This is a genomic window from Paenirhodobacter ferrireducens, assembly GCF_004022265.1.
Taxonomy (GTDB): Bacteria; Pseudomonadota; Alphaproteobacteria; order Rhodobacterales; family Rhodobacteraceae; genus Rhodobacter; species Rhodobacter ferrireducens.
On the sequence record NZ_SAVB01000014.1, the window covers coordinates 43,746 to 65,192 of the forward strand.

Annotated in this window: 23 protein-coding genes; 16 read left to right on the plus strand and 7 right to left on the minus strand. The window is 67.7% G+C overall.

Annotated elements, in window-relative coordinates:
* Nucleotides 1-59: 59 nt before the first annotated feature.
* The 4 genes from EOW65_RS10990 to EOW65_RS11005 all read left to right on the plus strand — a co-directional run bounded on the left by EOW65_RS10990 (nt 60) and on the right by EOW65_RS11005 (nt 3,378).
* Complete coding sequence (locus EOW65_RS10990; RefSeq protein ID WP_206364058.1) at nt 60-1,844, plus strand: SLC13 family permease; 1,785 nt, start codon at nt 60-62, stop codon at nt 1,842-1,844.
* 4 nt (nt 1,845-1,848) lie between these two features.
* Nucleotides 1,849-2,232: a putative periplasmic lipoprotein gene (locus EOW65_RS10995; RefSeq protein WP_128149365.1), complete on the plus strand. Its 384-nt coding sequence runs from the start codon at nt 1,849-1,851 to the stop codon at nt 2,230-2,232.
* 97 nt (nt 2,233-2,329) lie between these two features.
* A complete protein-coding gene (locus tag EOW65_RS11000) occupies nt 2,330-3,070 on the plus strand; it encodes a YebC/PmpR family DNA-binding transcriptional regulator (protein WP_128149367.1) in 741 nt (246 codons plus the stop codon).
* A gap of 128 nt (nt 3,071-3,198) precedes the next feature.
* On the plus strand, nt 3,199-3,378 hold the full coding sequence (locus EOW65_RS11005) for a hypothetical protein (RefSeq protein ID WP_128149369.1): 180 nt from the start codon (nt 3,199-3,201) through the stop codon (nt 3,376-3,378).
* Here EOW65_RS11005 and EOW65_RS11010 read toward each other — a convergent pair whose 3' ends face one another.
* Nucleotides 3,379-4,239: a LysR family transcriptional regulator ArgP gene (locus EOW65_RS11010; protein WP_128149371.1), complete on the minus strand. Its 861-nt coding sequence runs from the start codon at nt 4,237-4,239 to the stop codon at nt 3,379-3,381.
* Nucleotides 4,240-4,318: 79 nt separating this feature from the next.
* Here EOW65_RS11010 and EOW65_RS11015 point away from each other — a divergent pair, with 79 nt between their 5' ends.
* Nucleotides 4,319-4,936 carry a LysE/ArgO family amino acid transporter gene (locus tag EOW65_RS11015; RefSeq protein ID WP_128149373.1) on the plus strand — a complete coding sequence of 206 codons (618 nt, stop codon included), beginning with the start codon at nt 4,319-4,321 and terminating at the stop codon, nt 4,934-4,936.
* A 50-nt stretch (nt 4,937-4,986) separates the two neighbouring features.
* Nucleotides 4,987-5,907 (plus strand): DMT family transporter, encoded by a 921-nt coding sequence (locus tag EOW65_RS11020; protein WP_240664639.1) that lies wholly within the window; start codon nt 4,987-4,989, stop codon nt 5,905-5,907.
* 130 nt (nt 5,908-6,037) lie between these two features.
* Here the strand turns inward: EOW65_RS11020 and choV are convergent, their stop codons facing one another.
* From choV to choX, 3 genes are all read right to left on the minus strand, one after another.
* Nucleotides 6,038-7,075, minus strand: a complete 1,038-nt coding sequence (gene choV / locus EOW65_RS11025) for a choline ABC transporter ATP-binding protein (RefSeq protein WP_128149375.1) — start codon at nt 7,073-7,075, stop codon at nt 6,038-6,040.
* The gene (gene choW, locus EOW65_RS11030) at nt 7,072-7,908 is read right to left on the minus strand and encodes a choline ABC transporter permease subunit (protein ID WP_128149377.1); all 837 of its coding nucleotides are present in this window, start codon (nt 7,906-7,908) and stop codon (nt 7,072-7,074) included. The genes choV and choW overlap by 4 nt, the downstream gene beginning before the upstream one ends.
* A gap of 73 nt (nt 7,909-7,981) precedes the next feature.
* A complete protein-coding gene (gene choX / locus EOW65_RS11035; RefSeq protein ID WP_128149379.1) occupies nt 7,982-8,911 on the minus strand; it encodes a choline ABC transporter substrate-binding protein in 930 nt (309 codons plus the stop codon).
* A gap of 117 nt (nt 8,912-9,028) precedes the next feature.
* Between choX and betI the strand changes: the two genes are divergently transcribed.
* The 6 genes from betI (at nt 9,029) to EOW65_RS11065 (ending at nt 14,435) form a co-directional block, all read left to right on the plus strand.
* Nucleotides 9,029-9,610: a choline-binding transcriptional repressor BetI gene (gene betI / locus EOW65_RS11040; RefSeq protein ID WP_128149381.1), complete on the plus strand. Its 582-nt coding sequence runs from the start codon at nt 9,029-9,031 to the stop codon at nt 9,608-9,610.
* A complete protein-coding gene (gene betB, locus EOW65_RS11045) occupies nt 9,607-11,058 on the plus strand; it encodes a betaine-aldehyde dehydrogenase (protein ID WP_128149383.1) in 1,452 nt (483 codons plus the stop codon). Before betI ends, betB begins: the two co-directional genes overlap by 4 nt.
* 101 nt (nt 11,059-11,159) lie before the next feature.
* Nucleotides 11,160-12,815 carry a choline dehydrogenase gene (gene betA, locus EOW65_RS11050; protein WP_128149384.1) on the plus strand — a complete coding sequence of 552 codons (1,656 nt, stop codon included), beginning with the start codon at nt 11,160-11,162 and terminating at the stop codon, nt 12,813-12,815.
* Nucleotides 12,816-12,869: 54 nt separating this feature from the next.
* Nucleotides 12,870-13,514, plus strand: a complete 645-nt coding sequence (locus EOW65_RS11055; protein ID WP_128149386.1) for a thermonuclease family protein — start codon at nt 12,870-12,872, stop codon at nt 13,512-13,514.
* 73 nt (nt 13,515-13,587) lie between these two features.
* A complete protein-coding gene (locus EOW65_RS11060; RefSeq protein ID WP_128149388.1) occupies nt 13,588-14,127 on the plus strand; it encodes a DUF1003 domain-containing protein in 540 nt (179 codons plus the stop codon).
* Between the two features lie 68 nt (nt 14,128-14,195).
* Nucleotides 14,196-14,435, plus strand: a complete 240-nt coding sequence (locus EOW65_RS11065) for a YdcH family protein (RefSeq protein ID WP_128149390.1) — start codon at nt 14,196-14,198, stop codon at nt 14,433-14,435.
* Between the two features lie 50 nt (nt 14,436-14,485).
* Here the strand turns inward: EOW65_RS11065 and EOW65_RS11070 are convergent, their stop codons facing one another.
* From EOW65_RS11070 to EOW65_RS11080, 3 genes are all read right to left on the minus strand, one after another.
* Nucleotides 14,486-15,880: a helix-turn-helix domain-containing protein gene (locus EOW65_RS11070; protein WP_128149392.1), complete on the minus strand. Its 1,395-nt coding sequence runs from the start codon at nt 15,878-15,880 to the stop codon at nt 14,486-14,488.
* A 49-nt stretch (nt 15,881-15,929) separates the two neighbouring features.
* Nucleotides 15,930-17,129 carry a multidrug effflux MFS transporter gene (locus EOW65_RS11075; protein WP_128149394.1) on the minus strand — a complete coding sequence of 400 codons (1,200 nt, stop codon included), beginning with the start codon at nt 17,127-17,129 and terminating at the stop codon, nt 15,930-15,932.
* An 84-nt stretch (nt 17,130-17,213) separates the two neighbouring features.
* Nucleotides 17,214-17,564 (minus strand): DMT family protein, encoded by a 351-nt coding sequence (locus EOW65_RS11080; protein ID WP_121532871.1) that lies wholly within the window; start codon nt 17,562-17,564, stop codon nt 17,214-17,216.
* Between the two features lie 284 nt (nt 17,565-17,848).
* Between EOW65_RS11080 and EOW65_RS11085 the strand changes: the two genes are divergently transcribed.
* The 4 genes from EOW65_RS11085 (at nt 17,849) to EOW65_RS11100 (ending at nt 21,328) form a co-directional block, all read left to right on the plus strand.
* The gene (locus tag EOW65_RS11085) at nt 17,849-19,381 is read left to right on the plus strand and encodes an acyl-CoA carboxylase subunit beta (RefSeq protein WP_128149396.1); all 1,533 of its coding nucleotides are present in this window, start codon (nt 17,849-17,851) and stop codon (nt 19,379-19,381) included.
* 49 nt (nt 19,382-19,430) lie between these two features.
* On the plus strand, nt 19,431-19,835 hold the full coding sequence (locus EOW65_RS11090) for a DUF6497 family protein (protein WP_240664641.1): 405 nt from the start codon (nt 19,431-19,433) through the stop codon (nt 19,833-19,835).
* Between the two features lie 535 nt (nt 19,836-20,370).
* Entirely contained in the window at nt 20,371-20,763 is a 393-nt protein-coding gene (locus tag EOW65_RS11095; RefSeq protein ID WP_128149398.1) for a hypothetical protein, read from the plus strand.
* A gap of 352 nt (nt 20,764-21,115) precedes the next feature.
* Nucleotides 21,116-21,328, plus strand: a complete 213-nt coding sequence (locus EOW65_RS11100; protein WP_128149400.1) for a hypothetical protein — start codon at nt 21,116-21,118, stop codon at nt 21,326-21,328.
* Nucleotides 21,329-21,447: the final 119 nt, after the last annotated feature.

The following is a 21,447-nucleotide window of genomic DNA, read 5'->3' on the forward strand; positions in this document are numbered from 1 at the left end:
CAGGGCGCCGGGGCACTTGTAGTATCGCCGGCATAACAGGGGCGGCCAAGAGGTATTCAGTGATCGATCTCGGGCTCAGTCAGACCGCGCAGGCCTATGTCACGCTTGTGATCGTCTTCGGGATGTTCCTGCTTTTCATGCGCGAGGTCTTTGCCACCGAGGTGATCGCCATCGGCGGCGCGGCGCTTGTGCTGTTGCTCGGCCTCGTGCCCTACAAGGACGCGACGGAGGTGCTGTCGAACTCGGCGCCCTGGACCATCGTGATGATGTTCCTGCTGATGGGCGGGCTGGTGCGCACCGGCGCGCTCGACTGGCTGACGCGGCAGGCCGAACGCCACATCGACGACCGCCCCTTCTTTGCCGTCATCGCGATCTTCGCCGCGATCGCCGCCGCCTCGGCCTTCCTCAACAACACGCCGGTCGTGGTGCTGATGATCCCGGTGATGATGACGCTCGCGCGCCGGCTCGGCGTGTCGCCATCGAAGCTCCTGATCCCGCTTTCCTACGCGGCGATCCTCGGCGGCACGATCACGCTGATCGGGACCTCGACCAACCTGCTGGTCGACGGCGTCGCCCGCGCCAAGGGCATGGCCCCCTTCACCATGTTCGAGATCTCGGGCTTCGGCCTTGTCCAGGTGCTGATCGGCGGGCTTTACATGGGCTTCATCGGCCGGCACGTGCTGCCCGAGCGCACCTCGATGGGGGCGCTGCTCGGCGACCGGCGCAAGCTCAAGTTCTTCACCGAGGTGGCGCTGCCCGAGGGGTCGTCGCTGATCGGTCACCCGGTTCTCGAGGTCGATCTGTTCAAGCGCGAGGGGGTGCGGGTGATCGACGTGCTGCGCGGCGATGCCTCGCTGCGCCGCGACCTGCAGAACGCCGTGCTTGCCGCGGGCGACCGGGTCGTCTTGCGCACCGAGATGGCGGAGCTGATGAGCCTGCAGCAGAACGCCGACCTGCGCATGGTCGACAAGCTCTCCTCGGTGCAGACCGAGACCGTCGAGGTGCTGATCTCGCCCGGCTGCCGGATGATCGGCCGCTCGCTTGGCGAACTGCGCCTGCGCCGCCGCTATGGCGTCTATGTTCTGGCCGCGCACCGCCGCAACCAGAACATCGGCCGCCAGCTCGACGACCTCGTCGTCGTCGTGGGCGACACGCTGCTGCTCGAAGGCGCGCCCGAGGATATCGCGCGGCTCGCCGCCGAGATGGATCTCGTCGATGTCTCGAAACCCACGGTGCGGGCGTTCCGGCGCAACCGCGCCTGGATCGCCGTCGGCGCGATGGTCGCGGTGGTGGCGCTGTCGGCCTTCGACGTGGCGCCGATCCTGCTGCTCTCGACGCTCGCCGTCGCGGTGATCCTGCTTGCCCGCGCCGTCGACCCGGACGAGGCCTTCTCCTTCGTCGAGGGGCGGCTGCTGGCGCTGATCTTCGCCATGCTGGTGGTCGGCGTCGCGCTCGATCACTCCGGCGCGGTCGAGCTGATGGTGAATGCCGTCGCGCCCTGGCTGCAGGGGCTGCCGCCGCATCTGACGCTGCTGGCCGTCTATGCGCTCGGCTCCTTCCTGACCGAGGTCGTCTCGAACAACGCGGTGGCGGTGATCCTGACCCCGATCGCGATCCAGCTCGGCCACACGCTCGGGCTCGATCCGCGCCCGCTCGTCGTCGCGGTGATGTTCTCGGCCTCGGCCTCCTTCGCCACGCCGATCGGCTATCAGACGAACACCCTCGTCTATGGCCCGGGCGGCTATCGGTTCTCCGACTATCTCAAGGTCGGGGCGCCGCTGAACCTGATTCTGGCGCTGACCGCCACCTTCATCATCCCTCTCTTCTGGCCGCTACAGGGGTAACACCATGCGCCGCCCGCTTTTTGCCTTCCTTCCCGCCGTGTTGCTTGCCGCCTGTGCCGCAGGCCCCCTGCCGCCCGCCAACCCGTCGCGGGTGACGCTGCTTTCGGATACGCTCGCCGTGCATTTCTTCGACGGCTCGGTGTGCCGCGCCGACATCCGGCAGGCCCCTTCGGGCCGCTTCGCCGACTGTCCGCAGGCAATGGACTACGCCGTCGTCGTGCATCATCCGGCGCTCGCCGCGAATACGCCGCTCGCACCGCTCTTCGAGCCCTATGCGACGATCACCCTCGATCGTCCGGCCGACGGGCGGCACTGGGTCTGGCAGACGCCGCAACCCGGTGAGGGGACGCATCGCAGCACGCCCACGAGCGCAATCCACTATTTCTGAGCGTTGCCGGCCCGCGCCAGGGCGCCGGGTGCTTGCAGCCCGGCCCCTCGCTGGCTTATAGAGGCCACGATTTCACGGAATTTCCACGGAGAAGGTCATGGCAGGCCATTCGAAATGGGCGAACATCCAGCACCGCAAGGGCAAGCAGGATGCGATCCGCTCGAAGATGTTCTCGAAACTGGCGAAGGAAATCACCGTCGCCGCGAAGATGGGCGACCCGGACCCGGACAAGAACCCGCGCCTGCGTCTGGCGGTGAAGGCGGCGAAGGCCGTCTCGATGCCGAAGGACGTGATCGACCGCGCGATCAAGAAGTCGCAGATGGGCGATGCGGCCGACTATACCGAGATCCGTTACGAGGGCTATGGCCCGAACGGCATCGCGATCATCGTCGAATGCATGACCGACAACCTGAACCGCACCGCCTCGAACGTGCGCAGCTACTTCACCAAGGCGGGTGGCAACCTCGGCCAGACCGGCTCGGTCAGCCACGGTTTCGACCGTCTGGGGGAGATCACCTATCCGGTCTCGGCGGGCGACGTCGACACGGTGATGATGGCCGCGCTCGACGCGGGCGCCGATGACGTCGAGAGCGACGAGGACGGCCATTACATCTATTGCGCCGTCGAAGCTCTGTCGGACGTCTCCGAAGCGCTGGAAAAGACCCTCGGCGAATCGACCGAGGCGAAGCTGATCTGGAAACCGCAGGTGACGACCGAGGTCGATCTCGAGACCGCGCAGAAGCTGATGAAGCTGATCGACACGCTCGAGGAAGACGACGACGTGCAGACGGTGACGCATAACTTCGACGTTCCCGAGGATGTTGCCGCGCAGCTCTGAGCGCGCGCACAAGGACGAACGACCGGCCCGGCGGAAACGTCGGGCCGTGAGTATTTTCGCCAGGAAAAACCGATTGCTTTTTCCTGGTCCAAGGACTCGAATCTCAGGATCAGCGCCGGGAGGCCAAGATGGACTATTCGAAATCGGGCGGGGCGAAGGTCGGCAAGAACGCGCCGCGCCATACCGAGCACAATGCCAAGGGGTCGGACAAGAACCCCTTCGGCGCCGGGGACACCAGCAAGGCCGCGCTTCTGGCGCGGATGAAGGCCGCGGCGGCCGCGCGCAAGGCGGACAACGCCGAGGAGTGATCAGCCGGGCAGCAGCACCCGGCCTGCCGCCGCCCGCATCGCGCGGGTGAGCGGGGCCAGCGGCGCAGCAAGGCGCCGCGCAGTCTGCCAGTGAAGCGCCACGGCCAGCGGCGCAGGGTGCAAGGGCACGAGCCGGCCGGCCGCGATTGCGCCGCGCACCAGTGGCTCGGGGTTCATGCCCCAGCCAAGACCCAGTTCCGCCGCCTCGACGAAGGCGGTCGAGGAGGCGATGCGATGGGCACGCAGCGGCGGGCTTTCGCCCGTCACCTGCTGCACCCAGGCCGCCTGCAACCCGTCCTTCTCGTTGAAAACCAGCGCCGGGGCCCGGGAAAGCGCCGCGGCGCTGATCCCCTCCGGAAAATGCCGTGCGATGAAGGCGGGCGAGGCGGTCGCGAGATAGCGTAGCGCGCCGAGCGGGCGCACGTCGCAGCCCGGCACCGCCCGCGCTGAGGACGTCACCGCCGCCACCACCTCGCCGCGGCGCAGCCAGTCGGCGGAATGGTCCTGATCGTCGATCACCAGATCGAAGAGCCGGTCGGGAACCGCAGCAAGCGCCGGCAGCACCCAGGTCGCCAGACTGTCGGCATTGACCGCGATGCGCAGCACCGGCGGCGCCTCGGGCGGGGTCAGCTCGGCCTCGAGCAGCGCCACCACCTCGGTGTGACGGGCGAGGCGCAGCCCGGCCTCGGTGCCGGTGCAGGGCGCGCCGCGCACGACGAGTACCGCCCCCACCCGGTCCTCGAGAGAGCGGATGCGCTGCGACACCGCCGAGGGGGTGACATGCAACCGCGCCGCCGCCGCCTCGAAGGAGCCGGTGGCAAGCACGGCCGAAAGCGCCTCGAGCGCGGCATAGTCGAACATTAGCACTCCTTCATCTGGCTTAGTCTAATTCAGTAGCGCTGAGGGCGCGACCATGCGAGGGAATTCGCCGGAGGTGCCCATGACCCAATCCCTCGTTGCCGCGCTGGCGGGCTTTCGCCTTGGCCTTGGCCTGATCGTCGCGATCGGCGCGCAGAATGCCTTCGTGCTGCGCCAGGGGCTGCGGCGCGAGCATGTGTTTGCGGTGGCGCTGTTCTGTGCGCTGTCGGATGCGGTGCTGATCGCGCTGGGCGTGGCGGGCTTTGCCGCGGTGACGGCGCGGCTGCCGTGGCTGGCTGAGGCGCTGCGCTGGGGCGGTGTCGCCTTCCTCGGCTGGTATGCGATCCGTGCCGGGCGCGCGGCCTGGATCGGCGGCGCGGCGCTTGATGCGGGGCAGGGGGCGGCGCCGTCGCTGGCCGCGGTGCTGGCGACCGTTGCGGCACTGACCTGGGCGAACCCGCATGTCTGGCTGGATACTGTGGTGCTGCTGGGCGCGGTCTCGGCGCAGTTCCCGGGCGAGGGGATCGCCTTCGGCGCCGGGGCGGCGACGGCCTCGGTCCTGTTCTTCTTTGCGCTCGCCTATGGCGCGCGGCTGCTTGCGCCGCTTTTCGCCCGGCCCGTCGCCTGGCGGCTTCTCGATGCGGGCGTCGCGCTGATCCTCGCCTCGGTCGCGGCGAGGCTCGCCCTCGGTGCCCTGTAAGGATACAATCGTGGCCTTGCGGCCGTCTGTCGCAGGCCGCAGAACAGGGCATGAGCACGACATCTGCCCCCACCGTTGAAGGACAGGATCGCCCGGTGCAGGGCGTGCTGTGGATGCTGGCCACCACGCTCAGCTTCACCGGGGTCAATGTGATCGTGCATTTCCTGGGCTCGGCGATGCCCGCGGCGCAAAGCTCGTTCATCCGCTTTCTCTGGGGCTGGGTCTTCGTCGCCCCGGCGATCGTGCAGATCGCACGCAGCCGCTTTCCGGCGCGGGTCTGGGCGCTGTTCGGGCTGCGCGGTTTCCTGCAGGCGACGGCGGTGCTGCTGTGGTTCTATGCGATGGCGCGGATCCCGATCGCCGATGTCACGGCGATCGGCTATCTCAACCCGATCGTGGTGACGATCGGCGGCGCGCTGCTTCTGGGCGAGGGCTTTGCCTGGCGGCGTGGGCTGGCGGTTGGCGTGGCGATCCTCGGCGCGCTGATCATCCTGCGCCCCGGCATCCGCGAGGTGGCACCGGGCCATCTGGCCCAGCTGTGCGCGGCCTTCTTCTTCGGCATCGCCTATCTGGTGATGAAGCGGCTCACGACGCTCGCCCCGGCGAGTGTCGTGGTGGCGATGATGACGGTGATGGTGACGCTCTACCTCGCGCCTTTCGCGCTTGCGGTGTGGAAGCCGATGACACTGGCCGAGGTTGCCTGGCTTGGTGCCACCGCGGCTTTCGCAACGCTCGGCCATTATTGCATGACCCGCGCCTTTGCCGCGGCTCCGGTCGCCGTGACCCAGCCGGTGGCCTTCCTGCAGCTGGTCTGGGCGGCGGTGGCGGGGGCGCTCTTCTTTGGCGAGCGCATCGACCCCTGGGTCATTTTCGGCGGCGCGCTGATCATCGGCGCGATCAGCTACATGACCTGGCGTGAGGCGCAGCTGAAGCGGCGTGCCACGCCAAGCGTGCCCGAGACCAAGGTCTGAACGCCCGGGCCGGCGCATGTCCCGGTCGTCGCGTGAGTATTTTTGCCAAGAAAAAGCCCGGTCCGAACAGGAAAGCCCCCGGTCCGGGACGCGGACGGGGGGCTTTTTCTTGGCAAAAATACTCAGGCCCTCAGCCGGAGGCGCTGCCCTGCGGCGCGATGAGCCGGGCAAGCACGCCTTGCCGGGTGATCCGGCGCCCGCCCTCGATCGCCACGGCATCGACGGCGCAAAGCTGCTCCATCACCGTCTTCACCGGCGTGTCGGGCGAAAGCGGTGTGCCCTCGGCCGGGCCCGGTTCGGCCAGATCCCCGGCGGTCAGCACGCCGAGCGGGTTCATGTGCGCGACGAAATCGGCGACGTAATCGTCGACCGGGTTCGCGATGATCTCGTGCGCGCTGCCGCATTGCACGATCCGCCCGCCCTCCATCAGCGCGATCCGGTTGCCAAGCTTGAACGCCTCGTCGAGGTCGTGGCTGACGAAGATGATGGTGCGGTGCAGTTTCGCCTGCAGCTCGAGAAGTTCGTCCTGAAGCTTGGCCCGGATCAGCGGATCGAGCGCCGAGAAGGGTTCGTCCATCAGCAGGATCGGTGCCTCGGTGGCGAAGGCGCGGGCAAGACCCACGCGCTGCTGCATGCCGCCCGAAAGCTCGCCGACCTTGCGGTTCGCCCAGTCCGAGAGCCCGACGAGGGCAAGCTGCGCATCGACCTTTTCCTGTCGTTCGGCCGGTTTCATCCCGGCGAGTTCGAGCCCGAGGCCGACATTCTCGCGCACCGTGCGCCAGGGCAGAAGGCCGAATTGCTGGAACACCATGGCGACACGCGTGAGCCGCAGCCGGCGCAGCGTCGCGGCATCGGCATGGGTGACCGAGGTGAGCGCGTTGTCGGCGTCGAGGATGCGCACCTCGCCGCGCACCACCGGGTTCAGCGCGTTCACCGCGCGCAGCAGCGTCGACTTGCCCGAGCCCGAGAGGCCCATCAGCACGAGGATCTCGCCCTCGGCCACCTTCAGCGAGCAATCATGCACGCCCAGCACCTGACGCGTGGCGTTCTTCACCTCGGCGCGGCTCTGGCCGTCGTCCATCAGCGGAAGGGCGGTTTTCGGGGCGTCGCCGAAGACGATCGAGACCTTGTCGAATTCGACGGCGATGCGACGGGGGGTATCGCTCATTTCCGGGCCTCCCGGCGCAGCATGCGGTCAAGGATGATGGCGACCACGACGATGATGAAGCCTGACTCGAAGCCGAGCGCGGTGTTGACCGAGTTGAGCGCGCGCACGACCGGCACGCCGAGGCCATTGGCGCCGACGAGGGCGGCGATCACCACCATCGACAGCGACAGCATGATGGTCTGGTTCAGCCCCGCCATGATCTGCGGCGTGGCATAGGGCAGTTCCACCTTCCACAGCACCTGCCGCGGCGTGGCACCGAAGGCGCGGGCTGCCTCGAGGAGCGATTCGGGGGTCGAGACGACGCCGAGATGGGTCAGCCGGATCGGCGCGGGCAGCACGAAGATCACCGTGGCGATCAGCCCGGGCACCATGCCGATGCCGAAGAACACGATCGCGGGGATCAGATAGACGAAGGTCGGCAGGGTCTGCATCAGATCCAGCACCGGCTGCAGCGCCTTGAACAGGCGCGGGCGATGCGCGGTGGCGATGCCGATCGGCACGCCGACGACCATGCACACGACACAGGCCGACAGCACCAGCGTCAGGCTCTCCATCGTCGCCTTCCAGTAGCCCTGATTGAGGATGAACAGGAAGCCCGCGGCGACCAGCGCGGTGGTGCGCCAGCTGCGCTGCACGATCCAGGTGATCGCCGTGAACACCCCGGCCACGATCAGCGGATGCGGTGTTTCGAGCACCCAAAGGATGCCGTCGATCAGCGCCTGCATCATCGCCGCAAGCGTGTCGAAGAAGCCGCCGGCATTGTCCTTGAGCCAGTCGAAGATGGTCTTCGCCACCTTGCCGACCGGAATCTTGTTGGCTGTAAGCCAATCCATCGCGCGATCTCCCTTCGCCGCGGTTGGATGGAGGGGCCCTTCCGGAGGCCGGAAGGGCCGGCGAGTGCTGCGCTTACTTCAGCGCGCCGGCGACGGCGGCCGCGGCGTCACCGCCGTCCTTGGTCGTCACGCCGTCAAGCCAGGGGGTCGCGACATCGGGATGGGCGGCAAGCCATTCCTTCGCGGCCGCGGCGGGCTCTTCTCCGCCGTCGAGGATCTTGCCCATGATCTCGTTTTCCATCGCCAGCGAGAAGGAAAGGTTCTTCAGGAACTTGCCGACGTTCGGGCATTCCGTGACATAGCCCTTGCGAACGTTGGTGTCGACCACCGCGCCGCCGAAATCGGGGCCGAAGAAGTCGTCGCCGCCGGCCAGATAGGTCATCTTGAAATTGGCGTTCATCGGGTGCGGTTCCCAGCCGAGGAAGACCACTGGCTTGCCGGCCTTGTCGGCCCGCGCGACCTGGGCGAGCATCCCCTGTTCCGAGCTTTCGACCAGCTCGAAGCCCTTCAGCTTGAAGGCGTCGCCCTCGAGCATGTCGAGGATCAGCCGGTTGCCGTCATTGCCCGGCTCGATGCCATAGATCTTGCCATCAAGCTCGGCTTTGTGCGCGGCGAGATCGGCAAAGTCCTTGATCCCGAGCGCGGCACCTGCGGCATTGGTGGCGAGGGTGTATTTCGCGCCGGTCAGGTTGGTGCGCACCGTCTCGACCGTGCCGTCCTCGCGGTATGGGGCAAGGTCGGCCTCCATTGAGGGCATCCAGTTGCCGAGGAACACATCGACGTCGCCCGAGGCGAGCGCCGAATAGGTCACCGGCACCGAGAGCACCTTGATGTCGGTCTCGTAGCCGAGGGCCTGCAGCACGGTGGTGGCGACCGCGGTCGTCGAGGTGATGTCGGTCCAGCCGACATCCGAGAAGGTCACCTTGTCGCAACCCGCAGCCACGGCGCCCGAGGCAAGGGCGAGCGTGGCGGTGCCGGCCAGAAGAAGGGAACGAAGGATCATGTTGGTCTCCCGTTGGTAGCCCAGATTCAGGGTCAGGCGTTTTTGTTGATTGACGAGTCAATAAACTTGCCTGTAGCTCCGGATGGCAAGGACTTTTTTCAAGGTGGGTCGCAAACCATGCCGAAGCTGGGGGCAGAGCCTATTCGACGGGCAGCACTGGTGAAAGCCACGATCGAGACAGTGGGCGAGGCGGGCTCGCTTGAGGTCACGGTTGCGCAGATTGCGCGGCGGGCGGGGATGAGCTCGGCGCTGGCGCATCACTACTTCGGCTCGAAGGAGCAGATCTTCCTTGCCGCGATGCGCTCGATCCTGACGCTGTACGGCGCCGAGGTGCGCGGCGCGCTCTCGACCGCGACGACGGCCGAGAGCCGGCTGCGCGCGATCGTCTCGGGCAGCTTCGCGCCCGGCAGCTTCCGCCGCGAGACGATCTCGGCCTGGCTGAACTTCTACGTTCTGGCGCAGACCCTGCCCGAGGCGTACCGGCTGCTGCGGGTCTATCAGCGCCGGCTGCGCTCGAACCTGCGCCACGAACTGCGCCCGCTGGTGGGCGCGCGGGCCGAGGCGGTGGCGCGCGGCCTCGGCGCGCTGATCGACGGCGTCTACATCCGCGCGGCGCTCGCCGATGGCGCGCCGGACCGGGCCTATGCGCTCAAAATCGTTACGGAATATCTTGATCGAGAACTGGAGGTGCGGGAATGAAGGCACAACCGAAGGCAAGCCATTTCGTCAATGGCGACTGGCTCGAGGACACGGCCGGCGCGCCGATCGAGGTGATCTATCCGGGCACCGGCGAGACCATCGCGCGGCTGCATGCGGCGACGCCTGCGGTGCTCGAGGCGGCGATTGCGGGAGCGGTCGCGGCACAGGCCGAGTGGGGCCGGCGCCGTCCGGTCGAGCGGGCACGGGTGCTGATGAAGGCGGTCGAGATCATCCGCGCGCGGAGCGAGGAACTGGCGCTGCTCGAGACCCTCGACACCGGCAAGCCGATCCAGGAGACGCGCGTCGCCGACTGGCCCTCGGGCGCCGATGCGCTGGAGTATTTCGCCGGGCTCGCGCCCACGGTGACCGGCGAGACGATCCCGCTGGGTGGCGATTTCGCCTATACGATTCGCGAGCCGCTGGGCGTGTGCGCCGGCATCGGCGCGTGGAATTACCCGAGCCAGATCGCCTGCTGGAAGGCCGCGCCGGCGCTCGCACTCGGCAATGCGATGGTGTTCAAACCCTCGGAAGTCACGCCGCTCGGCGCGCTGAAACTTGCCGAGATTTTGATCGAGGCGGGGATGCCCGCGGGCCTCTTCAACGTCGTGCAGGGGCGCGGCGAGGTTGGTGCGGCGCTGGCGACCGATCCGCGAATCGCCAAGGTCTCGCTCACCGGCTCGGTGCCGACCGGGGCGAAGGTCTATGCCGCGGCCGCCGCCGGGATGAAGCATGTGACGATGGAGCTGGGCGGCAAGTCGCCGCTGATCGTCTTCGAGGACGCCGATCTCGACAGCGCGGTCGGCGCCGCGATGCTGGGGAATTTCTATTCCTCGGGGCAGATCTGCTCGAACGGCACGCGGGTCTTCGTGCAGCGCTCGGTGAAGGAGGCGTTCCTGAGCCGGCTTGCCGCGCGCACCGCGAAGATCGTCGCGGGCGATCCGCTGGCGGACGAGACGCAATTCGGCCCGCTGGTCTCGGCCGCGCAGCACGACAAGGTGCTGGGCTATATCGAGAAGGCAAAGGCCGAAGGCGCGCGGCTCGTCTGCGGCGGGTCCGCCGGCAACGAGGGGCCGCTTTTCGTGCAGCCCACCGTTTTCGCCGATGTCACCGACACCATGACACTTGCCCGCGAGGAGGTCTTCGGCCCGGTGATGGCGGTGCTCGATTTCGAGACCGAGGAAGAGGTGATCGCCCGCGCGAACGGCACCGAATTCGGGCTGGCGGCGGGGGTCTTCACCGCCGATCTCGCCCGCGGGCACCGGGTGATCGGGCAGCTCGCGGCCGGCACCTGCTGGATCAACGCCTACAACCTGACCCCGGTCGAGATGCCCTTCGGGGCGGTCAAGGCCTCTGGCCTCGGGCGCGAGAATTCGCGCGCGGCGGTCGAGCATTACACCCAGGTGAAGGCGGTCTACGTCGGCACCGGGCCGGTCGACAGCCCCTATTGAGCGGTGGCCCGGGACAGGGACGTCCGGGGGGCGCCGCCCCCGGGGCCCACGAGGTATTTCGGGCAAGATGAACAGGGGCCCCGGGCCCGGAGGGATGCGTGATGGAACCGGATTATGTGATCGTCGGGGCGGGCTCGGGTGGTTCGGCGCTGGCCTATCGGCTGACCGAGGCCGGGCACAAGGTGGTGATCGTCGAGCATGGCGGCTCGGACGCAGGGCCGTTCATCCAGATGCCGGCGGCGCTGTCCTATCCGATGAACATGGGGCTTTACGACTGGGGCATGAAGAGCGAGCCCGAGCCGGGGCTGGGCAACCGCTCGCTGGTGACGCCGCGGGGCAAGGTGATCGGCGGCTCGTCCTCGATCAACGGCATGGTCTTCGTGCGTGGGCACGCCTGCGATTTCGACCATTGGGCGGAAAGCGGCGCGACGGGGTGGAGCTATGCCGACGTGCTGCCCTATTTCAAGCGCATGGAAAGCTGGCACGGCGGCAATGACGGCGGCGATGCCGCCTGGCGCGGCCAGTCCGGCCCCCTCCACGTCACCCGTGGCCCGCGCGAGAACCCGCTGTTCGGCGCCTTCGTCGAGGCCGGCGCGCAGGCCGGCTATCCGGTGACGGGCGATTACAACGGCCGTCAGCAGGAAGGCTTCGGCGCGATGGAGGCGACGATCTGGCAGGGGCGGCGCTGGTCGGCGGCCAATGCTTATCTGCGGCCGGCGCTGAAGGGCGGCAATCTGACCATCCTGCGTGGCCTTGCGCGGCGCGTGGTGATCGAGGACGGCCGCGCCGTGGGCGTCGAATACGAGCGCGGCGGCAAGGTCGTGGTGCTGCGTGCGCGTGCCGAGGTGGTGCTGGCGGCCAGCTCGCTCAACACGCCGAAGTTGTTGATGCTGTCGGGCATCGGGCCGGCGGCGCATCTCGCGGAACACGGCATCGCGGTGGTGGCGGACCGGCCCGGTGTGGGGGCGAACCTGCAAGACCACCTCGAGGTCTACATGCAGTTCGCGGCAAAACAGCCGGTGACGCTCTACAAATACTGGAACCTCTGGGGCAAGGCGGCGATCGGCGCGCAATGGCTTTTGACGAAGCGCGGCCTCGGTGCCTCGAACCAGTTCGAGGCCTGCGGTTTCATCCGCTCGGACGCCGGGGTGAAATACCCCGACATCCAGTATCACTTCCTGCCGATCGCGGTGCGCTATGACGGGCGCGCGGCGGCCGAGGGGCATGGCTTCCAGGTCCATGTCGGGCCGATGCGGTCGAAGTCGCGCGGGGCGGTCACGCTGCGCTCGGCCGATCCGCGCGAGAACCCGGTGATCCGCTTCAACTACATGTCGCACCCCGACGACTGGGCCGAATTCCGCAAGTGCATCCGCCTGACGCGCGAGATCTTTGCCCAGCCGGCGATGGCCGGTCATGTGAAGCACGAGATCCAGCCGGGCCGGGCCGTCGCCTCGGATGACGAGATCGACGGCTTCATCCGCGAGCATGCCGAGAGCGCCTTCCACCCCTGCGGCACCGCGCGGATGGGGCGGGCGGATGACCCGATGGCGGTGGTCGACCCGGAGGGGCGCGTGATCGGGGTGCGGGGGCTGCGCGTCGCCGACAGCTCGGTCTTCCCGCGCATCACCAATGGCAACCTGAACGGCCCTTCGATCATGACCGGCGAGAAGATGGCAGATCACATCCTGGGCCGGCGCCTTCCGGCCGAGAACCTCGAGCCCTGGCTCAACCCTGCCTGGGGCCACGCGCAGCGCTGAGGAACCCCACAGGATCTGGCTTGCATCCCGGGGCCATTCCGCCATATCTGGGGCATGTTCAGGTTTTGTTTACTCCTTGCCCTCTGCGCCGGACCGGCCTTCGGGGCGATGCTCGACGGCCCGGTGCGGGTGATCGACGGCGACACGCTGGAGATTTCCGGCGAGCGGGTGCGGCTTTTCGGCATTGATGCGCCCGAGCATGACCAGCGCTGCACCGATGCGGCAGGCCGGCCCTGGGCTTGCGGCGCGCGCGCGACCGAGGCGCTGCGCGATCTGACCAAGGGCCGGGCGGTGCGCTGTTCGGGCGAGGAGCAGGACCGCTACGGCCGGCTTGTGGCGCGCTGTGCGGTTGCCGGACGCGACCTTGGCGCGGCGATGGTGCGCGACGGCATGGCCTTCGCCTATCGCCGCTATTCGCTCGACTACGTCGCCGAGGAGGGGCAGGCGAAGGCGGCGAAGCGCGGGATCTGGGCGGGCACGGCCGAGAACCCCGCCGCGGTGCGCGCGGGCGCCCGGCCGGTGCAGGCGGCGCCCAAGGGATGCGCGATCAAGGGCAACATCTCGTCGCGCGGGCGGATCTATCACCTGCCGGACGACCGCAGCTATGCCAAGACCCGGATCAACACCGCGACGGGTGAGCGCTGGTTCTGCACCGAGGCCGAGGCGCGTGCCGCGGGCTGGCGCCACGCCGGCGACTGAGGCACGCGACGGCGGCGTGGACAAGGGCCGCGCCGCAGCGCAGAGTTGCCGGCAGTTCTTTCGGGAGACTGTCATGGATGCAAAGTTGCGCGCGCTGGCCGAGCGCCTTCTGGGCAAGCCGCTCGAGGCGCTGAGCGAGCGCGACCGGCGCGTGCTGAAGCGGGTGGCCGAGAAGGCGACGATCTCGCGCGATCTGAGCGTCGAGCACGGCAGCCTTGGCGCGCGGGTCGCCGACCGGGTGGCGGCCTTCGGTGGGTCGTGGACCTTCATCTTTCTGTTCTTCGCCGTGCTTGTCGTCTGGGTGGTGCTGAATGCGGTGCTGCTGATGGCGCCGCCCGACCCTTACCCCTTCGTCTTCCTCAACCTGATCCTGTCGATGGTCGCGGCGTTCCAGGCGCCGGTGATCATGATGTCGCAAAACCGCCAGGCCGAGAAGGACCGCGAGGCGGCGGCGCATGACTATGAGGTCAACCTGAAATCCGAGCTGGAGATCATGCGGTTGCACGAGAAGATCGACGACATGCGGATGGTGGCGATCGAGGGGCGGTTCAAGGAACTCGAGGGGCGGCTCGACGAGATTGCGGCGGCGTTGCGCAATCCGCCGCAGGTTTGACCCGGGTCAAGGCAGGTGGGGCGATCTCGCGCTAAGCTCTTGATGAAATTCACAGAGGGAGACGCCAGATGTCCAACACGCCGCACACGCTGCAGGAAGAATTCCCGTTCGAGATCGAGAAGCTGCGCGCGCTGAAGGGCGCGGATGCACGCTTTGCGAAGCTGCTCGAAGACTATGACGCGATCAATGACCGTGTGCATCGTGCGGAAACCCATGTCGATCCGGTCGAGGAGCTGGCCGAGGTCGAGTTGCGCAAGCAGCGTGCCGCGATCAAGGATGAGATCGCGCGGATGCTCGCCACCGCCTGAGGGGGCGGGGAGGAACGAGAGGGCCCCGGGGAAACCCGGGGCCTTTCGTTTCAGGCGATGTCGTAGGGCAGCAGGCCGCGGCGGTCCGGGTCGACGCGCAGCCGCCGTTCCAGTGGCGGCACCGAGCGCTGGTGGCAATCCTTGCGCTCGCAGATCCGGCAGGAGATGCCGATCGGCTGATAGGCGCGGGGGTTGGTCAGCTCCATGTCGTCGGCATAGACGAGGCCGCGGGCATGGCTGACCTCGCAGCCGAGGCAGATCGCATAGCGCCGCACCGGCGCGGTGAAGGAGCCGCCCGATTTCGACACATCGCGCGCCAGGCACAGATAGCGCACGCCGTCGGGGGTCTCGGCCAACTGGCGCAGGAAGCGGGTCGGCGTCTCGAAGGCCTGATGCACGTTCCACAGCGGGCAGGCGCCGCCGAAGCGGGCGAATTGCAGCCGGGTCGCCGAGTGGCGCTTGGTGATCGTGCCGGCCTGATCGACGCGGACGAAGAAGAACGGGATGCCCTTCGCGCCCGGCCGCTGCAGCGTCGAGAGCCGGTGCGCCACCTGCTCGATCGAGGCGCCGAAGATGTCGGCAAGACGCTCGAGATCGTGGCGGGTGTCCTGCGCGGCCTCGAGAAAGGCACGGTAGGGCATCAGCGCGGCGCCGGCGAAATAGTTGGCGAGCCCGATCTTGGCGATGGCGCGCGAGGTCTCGGACTGGAATCGCGCGAGGTCGAGCGTGGCGTCGATCAGTTCGTTCTGGGTGATCAGCGCGACCTGGTGCAAGAGCTGGAAGGCCTGTGTCGGGCGCCCGGCATGCGAGGAGATGCGCAGCGTCTCGCCCTCGCGGCTGCGCAGCGCCGAGATGTCGGAAAACTGCACGTCGACGCCGCGCTTCGCCAGCACCTCGACGGCCCGGGAAACCGGGTCCAATCGGTTGCCATTCGGGCAGGAAAAGCGCTCGGCCGCGCGATCGACCGCATCGAGGTAATTGTCGCAATAGTGAAAGAAGTCGCGCACCTCTTCCCAGGGGCTGACGACCGTCTGCGCGCCTTCGCGGCCCAAAGCCTCGTCCAGCGAGGCGAGCCGTTCATGTGCCTGGCGATAGGCGCGGTGCAGCTCGAGAAACGACCGCGCCAGCGCCGGCGCATTCGAGGCGGTCAGGCGCAGATCGGCAAGCGGCGGTGCGCCATCGGCAAAGACCGGGTCGGCGAGCGCCTCGCGCATGTCACTGACCAGCCGCTCGGCATCGCCGGCCGACAGTTCGGTCACGTCGAGACCGAATTCGCCCGCCAGCGCCAGCACCACCGTGGCCGAGACCGGGCGGTGGTTGTTCTCCATCTGGTTCAGATAGGGCAGCGAAACGCCCAGCCGGTCGGCGAAGGCCTTCTGCGTCAGACCGAGTCGCGCCCGCGTCTCGCGCAGCTTCACCCCGGCGTAGAGTTTCTGAGTCGCCATCGCGCCCCTCCCTTTGCAAAGCCAGTCCTAGCTTTGCAAAGGTTTGACGTCAAATCCCGAGGACGCGGCGTCGGCGCAGATGGACCCAGCCGATCGCGGCGACCGAGCCGGCCGAGCACGCGGCCATCAGCACGACGAGCGGCAGCGCCCCGGTGCCCGGGCCGAGGATCAGCCCCGCGACCGAGGAGGCGATGGCGCCGCCGCCGATGGTCAGCGTTGCGCCAAGGCCCGAGGCAGTGCCGGCGAGTTCCGGGCGGACGGTCATCAGCCCGGCATTGGCCGAGGGCAGCGACAGCCCGTTGCCGATGCTGGTCAGCCCGACGGTGCCGAAGAAGATCACCGGGTGGTGCAGGCCCGCCGCCTCGGCCGCGAGCGAGAGCGCGAGAATGGCAGTGGCGAAGGCGGTGCCGATCAGCACCATCCGGTCCATGCCGAGGCGCGTGGCGAAGCGGCCCGAGAGGAAATTGCCGATCACATAGCCGCCTGCGGGGACGGCGAAGAAATAGCCGACCTCGGCCGGGCTGAGCCCGAAGACCTGCGCGCCGACGAAGGGGGCGCCGCCGAGATAGGCGAAATAGACCGCCGAGGCGAGTGCCGCGGACAGGCTGTAGCCCCAGAAGCGGTGCGAGCGCAGCAGCACCGGATAGCCCGCCAGCTGGTCGCGGAAGGGCACGCCCCCGGCGCTCAGCGTCTCGCCCAGATCGGCCCAGACAAGGGCAAGGGTGAGCGCGCCTAGAACGAAGAGCAGCAGGAAGCTTGCCCGCCAGCCGAAGGTGACATCGAGAAAGCCGCCGACCACCGGCCCGACCATCGGCACCAGCGCCATGCCCATGGTGACATAGCCGATCATCGAGGCGGCTTCGGGCCCCGGGAACATGTCGCGCACCGCGGCGCGCGAGAGCACGAAGGAGGTGGCGATCACCGCCTGCGCGAAGCGCGCGGCCAGGAAGGTCTCGGCCGAGGGCGCCAGCAGCGTGCCGAGCGAGGCGAGGGTGAAGATGGCATAGACCGCGATCAGCACCCGGCGCCGGCCGAAGCGGTCGGAGATCGGCCCGATCACCAGTTGCAGGAGCGCCGAGACCCCGAGATAGGCCGAGACCGCCAGCTGTATCACCGCGTAGTCCACGCCGAAATGCCGTGCCATGCCGGTCAGCGAGGGCAGGAACACGTTCATGCTGAGCGCCGCGAGCCCGGAGACGAGCACGAGGGTGACGATATTGGGCGGGGAGCGACGGTTCAGAAAGGCCATGGCTCAGCGCTAGGGGCCGGGGCGGGCTTTGTCCATCGCGGAAATGTGTCGGCACAAGAGCCGTGCTCGGGGGCAGGGGGGCGCTCAGCTGCGGCCGGTGAAGATCACCGCGACGCCCGCGACGATCAGCACGAAGCCCGCCACGGTGCGCCAGGTGATCGCCTCGCCCAGCCAGACGGCGTTGAACAGCACGAAGATGGTGAGCGAGATCACCTCCTGGATGGTCTTCAGCTGCGCCGCCGACAGGGCGCCATAGCCGATCCGGTTCGCCGGCACCTGCAGCAGGTATTCGAAGAAGGCGATGCCCCAGCTGACCAGAATCGCGACGATCAGCGGCGCCGACTTGAAGCGCAGATGGCCATACCAGGCGACCGTCATGAACAGGTTCGAGGCGGTGAGCAGAAGCACGGTGATGAGCGGAGCGGGAAGCGACATGGCGGACCTGCGACGGGAGGGACGGCCCGGCTTAGCGCGCCGGCGCCGCCCTCGCCAGAGGCTTTGCAACGGCCGGGAAAGGCCCGCAAGCAAGGGGTTGCATGTCCTTTCCGGCAGGATCACCTTGCGTCAGGTCGAAGCGGAAGGCGGGAGGAGTCGGCGCTGGAGTTCGCGAATATGCAATTCGCACGCATGGCGCTGCCAACAATTTGCAAATTTTCGCAAATCCGCTTTGTAATAATCTTGCGCAAGTATAGGGTGCGCCAAACGTCGGAGGGGACCCCATGAAAGATATCCTGAGCGAGCTTGAAGATCGGCGCGCGGCTGCGCGTCTTGGCGGCGGGCAGCGCCGCATCGACGCCCAGCACAAGAAGGGCAAGCTGACCGCGCGTGAGCGTATCGAACTGCTGCTGGACGAAGGCTCGTTCGAAGAATTCGACATGTTCAAGACGCACCGCTGCACCGAGTTCGGCATGGAAGCCGAGCATGTGTCGGGCGACGGCGTGGTCACCGGCTGGGGCACGGTGAACGGCCGCATGGTCTATGTCTTCTCGCAGGACTTCACCGTGTTCGGCGGTTCGCTCTCCGAAACCCACGCCGAAAAGATCTGCAAGATCATGGACATGGCGCTGCAGAACGGCGCGCCGGTGATCGGCATGAACGATTCGGGCGGGGCCCGCATCCAGGAAGGCGTCGCCTCGCTCGCGGGCTATGCCGAGGTCTTCCAGAAGAACATCATGGCCTCGGGCGTGGTGCCGCAGATCTCGCTGATCATGGGGCCTTGCGCCGGTGGCGCGGTCTATTCGCCGGCGATGACCGACTTCATCTTCATGGTGAAGGATTCGTCTTACATGTTCGTGACGGGTCCCGACGTGGTGAAGACCGTGACGAACGAGATCGTCACCGCCGAGGAACTGGGCGGCGCCTCGACTCACACCCGCAAGAGCTCGGTCGCCGATGGCGCCTACGAGAACGACGTCGAGGCGATCGCCGAGACCCGCCGCCTGATCGACTTCCTGCCGCTGTCGAACCGCGAGAAGGCGCCGGTGCGGCCGTTCTTCGATGACGTGAAACGCGTCGAGGAAAGCCTCGACACCCTGATCCCGGCGAACCCGAACCAGCCCTACGACATGAAGGAGCTGATCCTGAAGATCGCCGACGAGGGCGATTTCTTCGAGATCCAGAAGGACTTCGCCGGCAACATCATCACCGGCTTCATCCGCATCGAGGGCCAGACCGTGGGTGTCGTCGCGAACCAACCGATGGTTCTGGCGGGCTGCCTCGACATCGACAGCAGCCGCAAGGCCGCACGCTTCGTGCGCTTCTGCGACGCCTTCGAGATCCCGATCCTGACCTTCGTCGACGTGCCCGGCTTCCTGCCCGGCACCACGCAGGAATACGGCGGTGTCATCAAGCACGGCGCGAAGCTGCTCTTCGCCTATGGCGAGGCGACGGTGCCGAAGGTCACCGTCATCACCCGCAAGGCCTATGGTGGCGCCTATGACGTGATGGCCTCGAAGCACCTGCGCGGCGATTTCAACTATGCCTGGCCGACCGCGGAAATCGCGGTGATGGGCGCCAAGGGCGCGGTCGAGATCCTCTATCGCTCGGAACTGGGCGATGCCGAGAAGATCGCGGCGCGCACGAAGGACTACGAGGACCGCTTCGCGAACCCCTTCGTGGCGGCCGAGCGTGGCTTCATCGACGAGGTGATCCAGCCGCATTCGACCCGTCGCCGTGTCGCCCGGGCTTTCGCCTCGCTGCGCTCGAAGAAGCTCGCGAACCCCTGGAAAAAGCACGACAACATTCCGCTCTGAGGGGCGCGGAATGGGGCGCGCGGCCGGGCAGTTGCAACGCCTGAGCAGGGTGGCAGTCGCCATCCTGACCGGGATTGCGCTTGCCCGGCCCGCCTCCGCCGAGGTGGCGGGGAGCGGCGCGCCGGTTCCAGTGCCTTCCGGCGAGGAGGTGCATTGGATCGAGACGATCCGGGATTCGCAGGGGCCCGCCGGGCTGACCTTGCGGTTCCGCTTCCTCGCTCCCGCCATCGGGGGCGGGAGCCCGGTCTCGCAGGAGGCGGCCGAGGCGGACATGCAGGCCCTGTGTGATGGATTCGCCTTGCCGCGCGTGCCCGAAGTCGGGCCGAGGCCGGCGCAGATCGTCATCAGCCTGTCGGACCGGCTTGTCCCCTTCGGCGAGACCGATGACGAGGCGGTGCAATATTTCGAGGCCTATTCCATTGAGGATGGGGCCTGCGTTTGGGAGTTGTTCTGATGCGTGGCGGGAGGAGCCGGAAAGCAGGGCAGGGGGCGGGCGCACAGGCGTCGCGCCGGCCGCAGACCTGCGCCGTGGCGCGCGTGCATCAGGCTGATGCGGCGGCGCCACATCCGCAGCCGATTGCATCTTGCCACTTCTTCGCTCTGAAATCGCAAGATATTGTGACGGCGGGCCGGAATCATCCGGCTCTTGGCATGATCGGGGAAAAGGAACCGCGGCATATTGCGTCGCGGCAGCTCCAGCCCCATTGGAGAACAAAATGTCGAAAGCTCTCATCGCTGTTGCTCTGCTCGCCTTCGTCGCCGCCTGCGCCCCGAAGACCGAGCCGGTCGCTCCGGCCGTCACGACCGAACCGACCTACACCGGCAAGTACAAGTGATCTGATCCGGGGGCGGGGCGTCGCTGCCGCCCCCGGCCTTTCGTCGGTCGCCCAGGCCCTGCGCCACGGCGACCGGCGGCCCTCCCTCTGCGCATCGCAGTGGTTGCCTTCGGGCGCGCGGACGTGCGAACTGGTCCGCCAGGAGGGCAGAACATGCTGAAACATCGCGGATTTCCCGGGCGTTTGCCCGGCACAGACTATCATTTCACGATCCGGCGGGCGAACAAGGAAGGCCCGACCAAGATCATCCGGCGCGAACGCTACAAGGATCGCGCCCCGGCCGACCGCCGGGCAGATGCCGGCTTCATGGCCGCGCTGTGGAACCATTTCGGCGAAGAACCGTTCGAGCGCGGCAATCTCGACGCCGGCCGGCTGAGCTGGCTGATCGGGCGCGAGGTCGTGGCCGCCGCGGAACCGTTCGACCCGGCCTCTTACGACCAGTTGCTGCAGATCGACGTGAAACGCGCGCAAGCCTCGTTCCCCGAGGTCTTTGCCGATCCCGAGGCGTTCAGCTGGGACGGTGACGAGGAGGACGACTGGGCATGAGCACGCCGATCCCCCCGCGCGATGGGCAGCTTGCCGCCGACCGGTGTTTCGCCGGGCGGAATGGCTTTGCCAAAGCCGGGCGGGCGGCGCAGTCTGATCCCATGGCCGGAGCCTGGTTCCAGTCGGGCTGCCGGTCTCACGTCCCTACCCCTTCCCTGACGTCGCGGTTCGGCCTCGCGGCCGGACCGCAGTCGCGTTCCGGTGCCGGTCGGTGCGGTCTTGTCGATCGCGTGATGCGTCGGCGGCGGCTTGCCGATGGCGGGGGGAAGGGGTGCGAATCGCACTTTTCTTCCCTCGGACTTGCGTTAGGTTCCGTCGCAATAACAACCCCTGACGGAGGCAGTGTTCCGACATGCGCAAATCCCCGATTCTTCTCGCCCTGCTCGCTGGTGCCGCTCTGGCCGGCTGCATGGAAACCGACGGCCAGCGCGCCCTTGCCGGCGCCGCGGCGGGTGCCGTCGTCGCCGATGCGACCGACAACAACGCGATCGCCGGTGCGGCGATCGGCGCGGCCGGCGGCGCGCTGTGCGACGACGTGGGCCTGTGCAACAAGCGCGGCTACTGAGACCGTTCTGACGGCCCGCCCCGGCGCGGCCGCTCGACGCCATCCGACCTGCAATGCCACCGGGGGACAGCCCCCGGTGGCATTGTGCGTTCTCGGGGATCACATCACCAATCATGTTG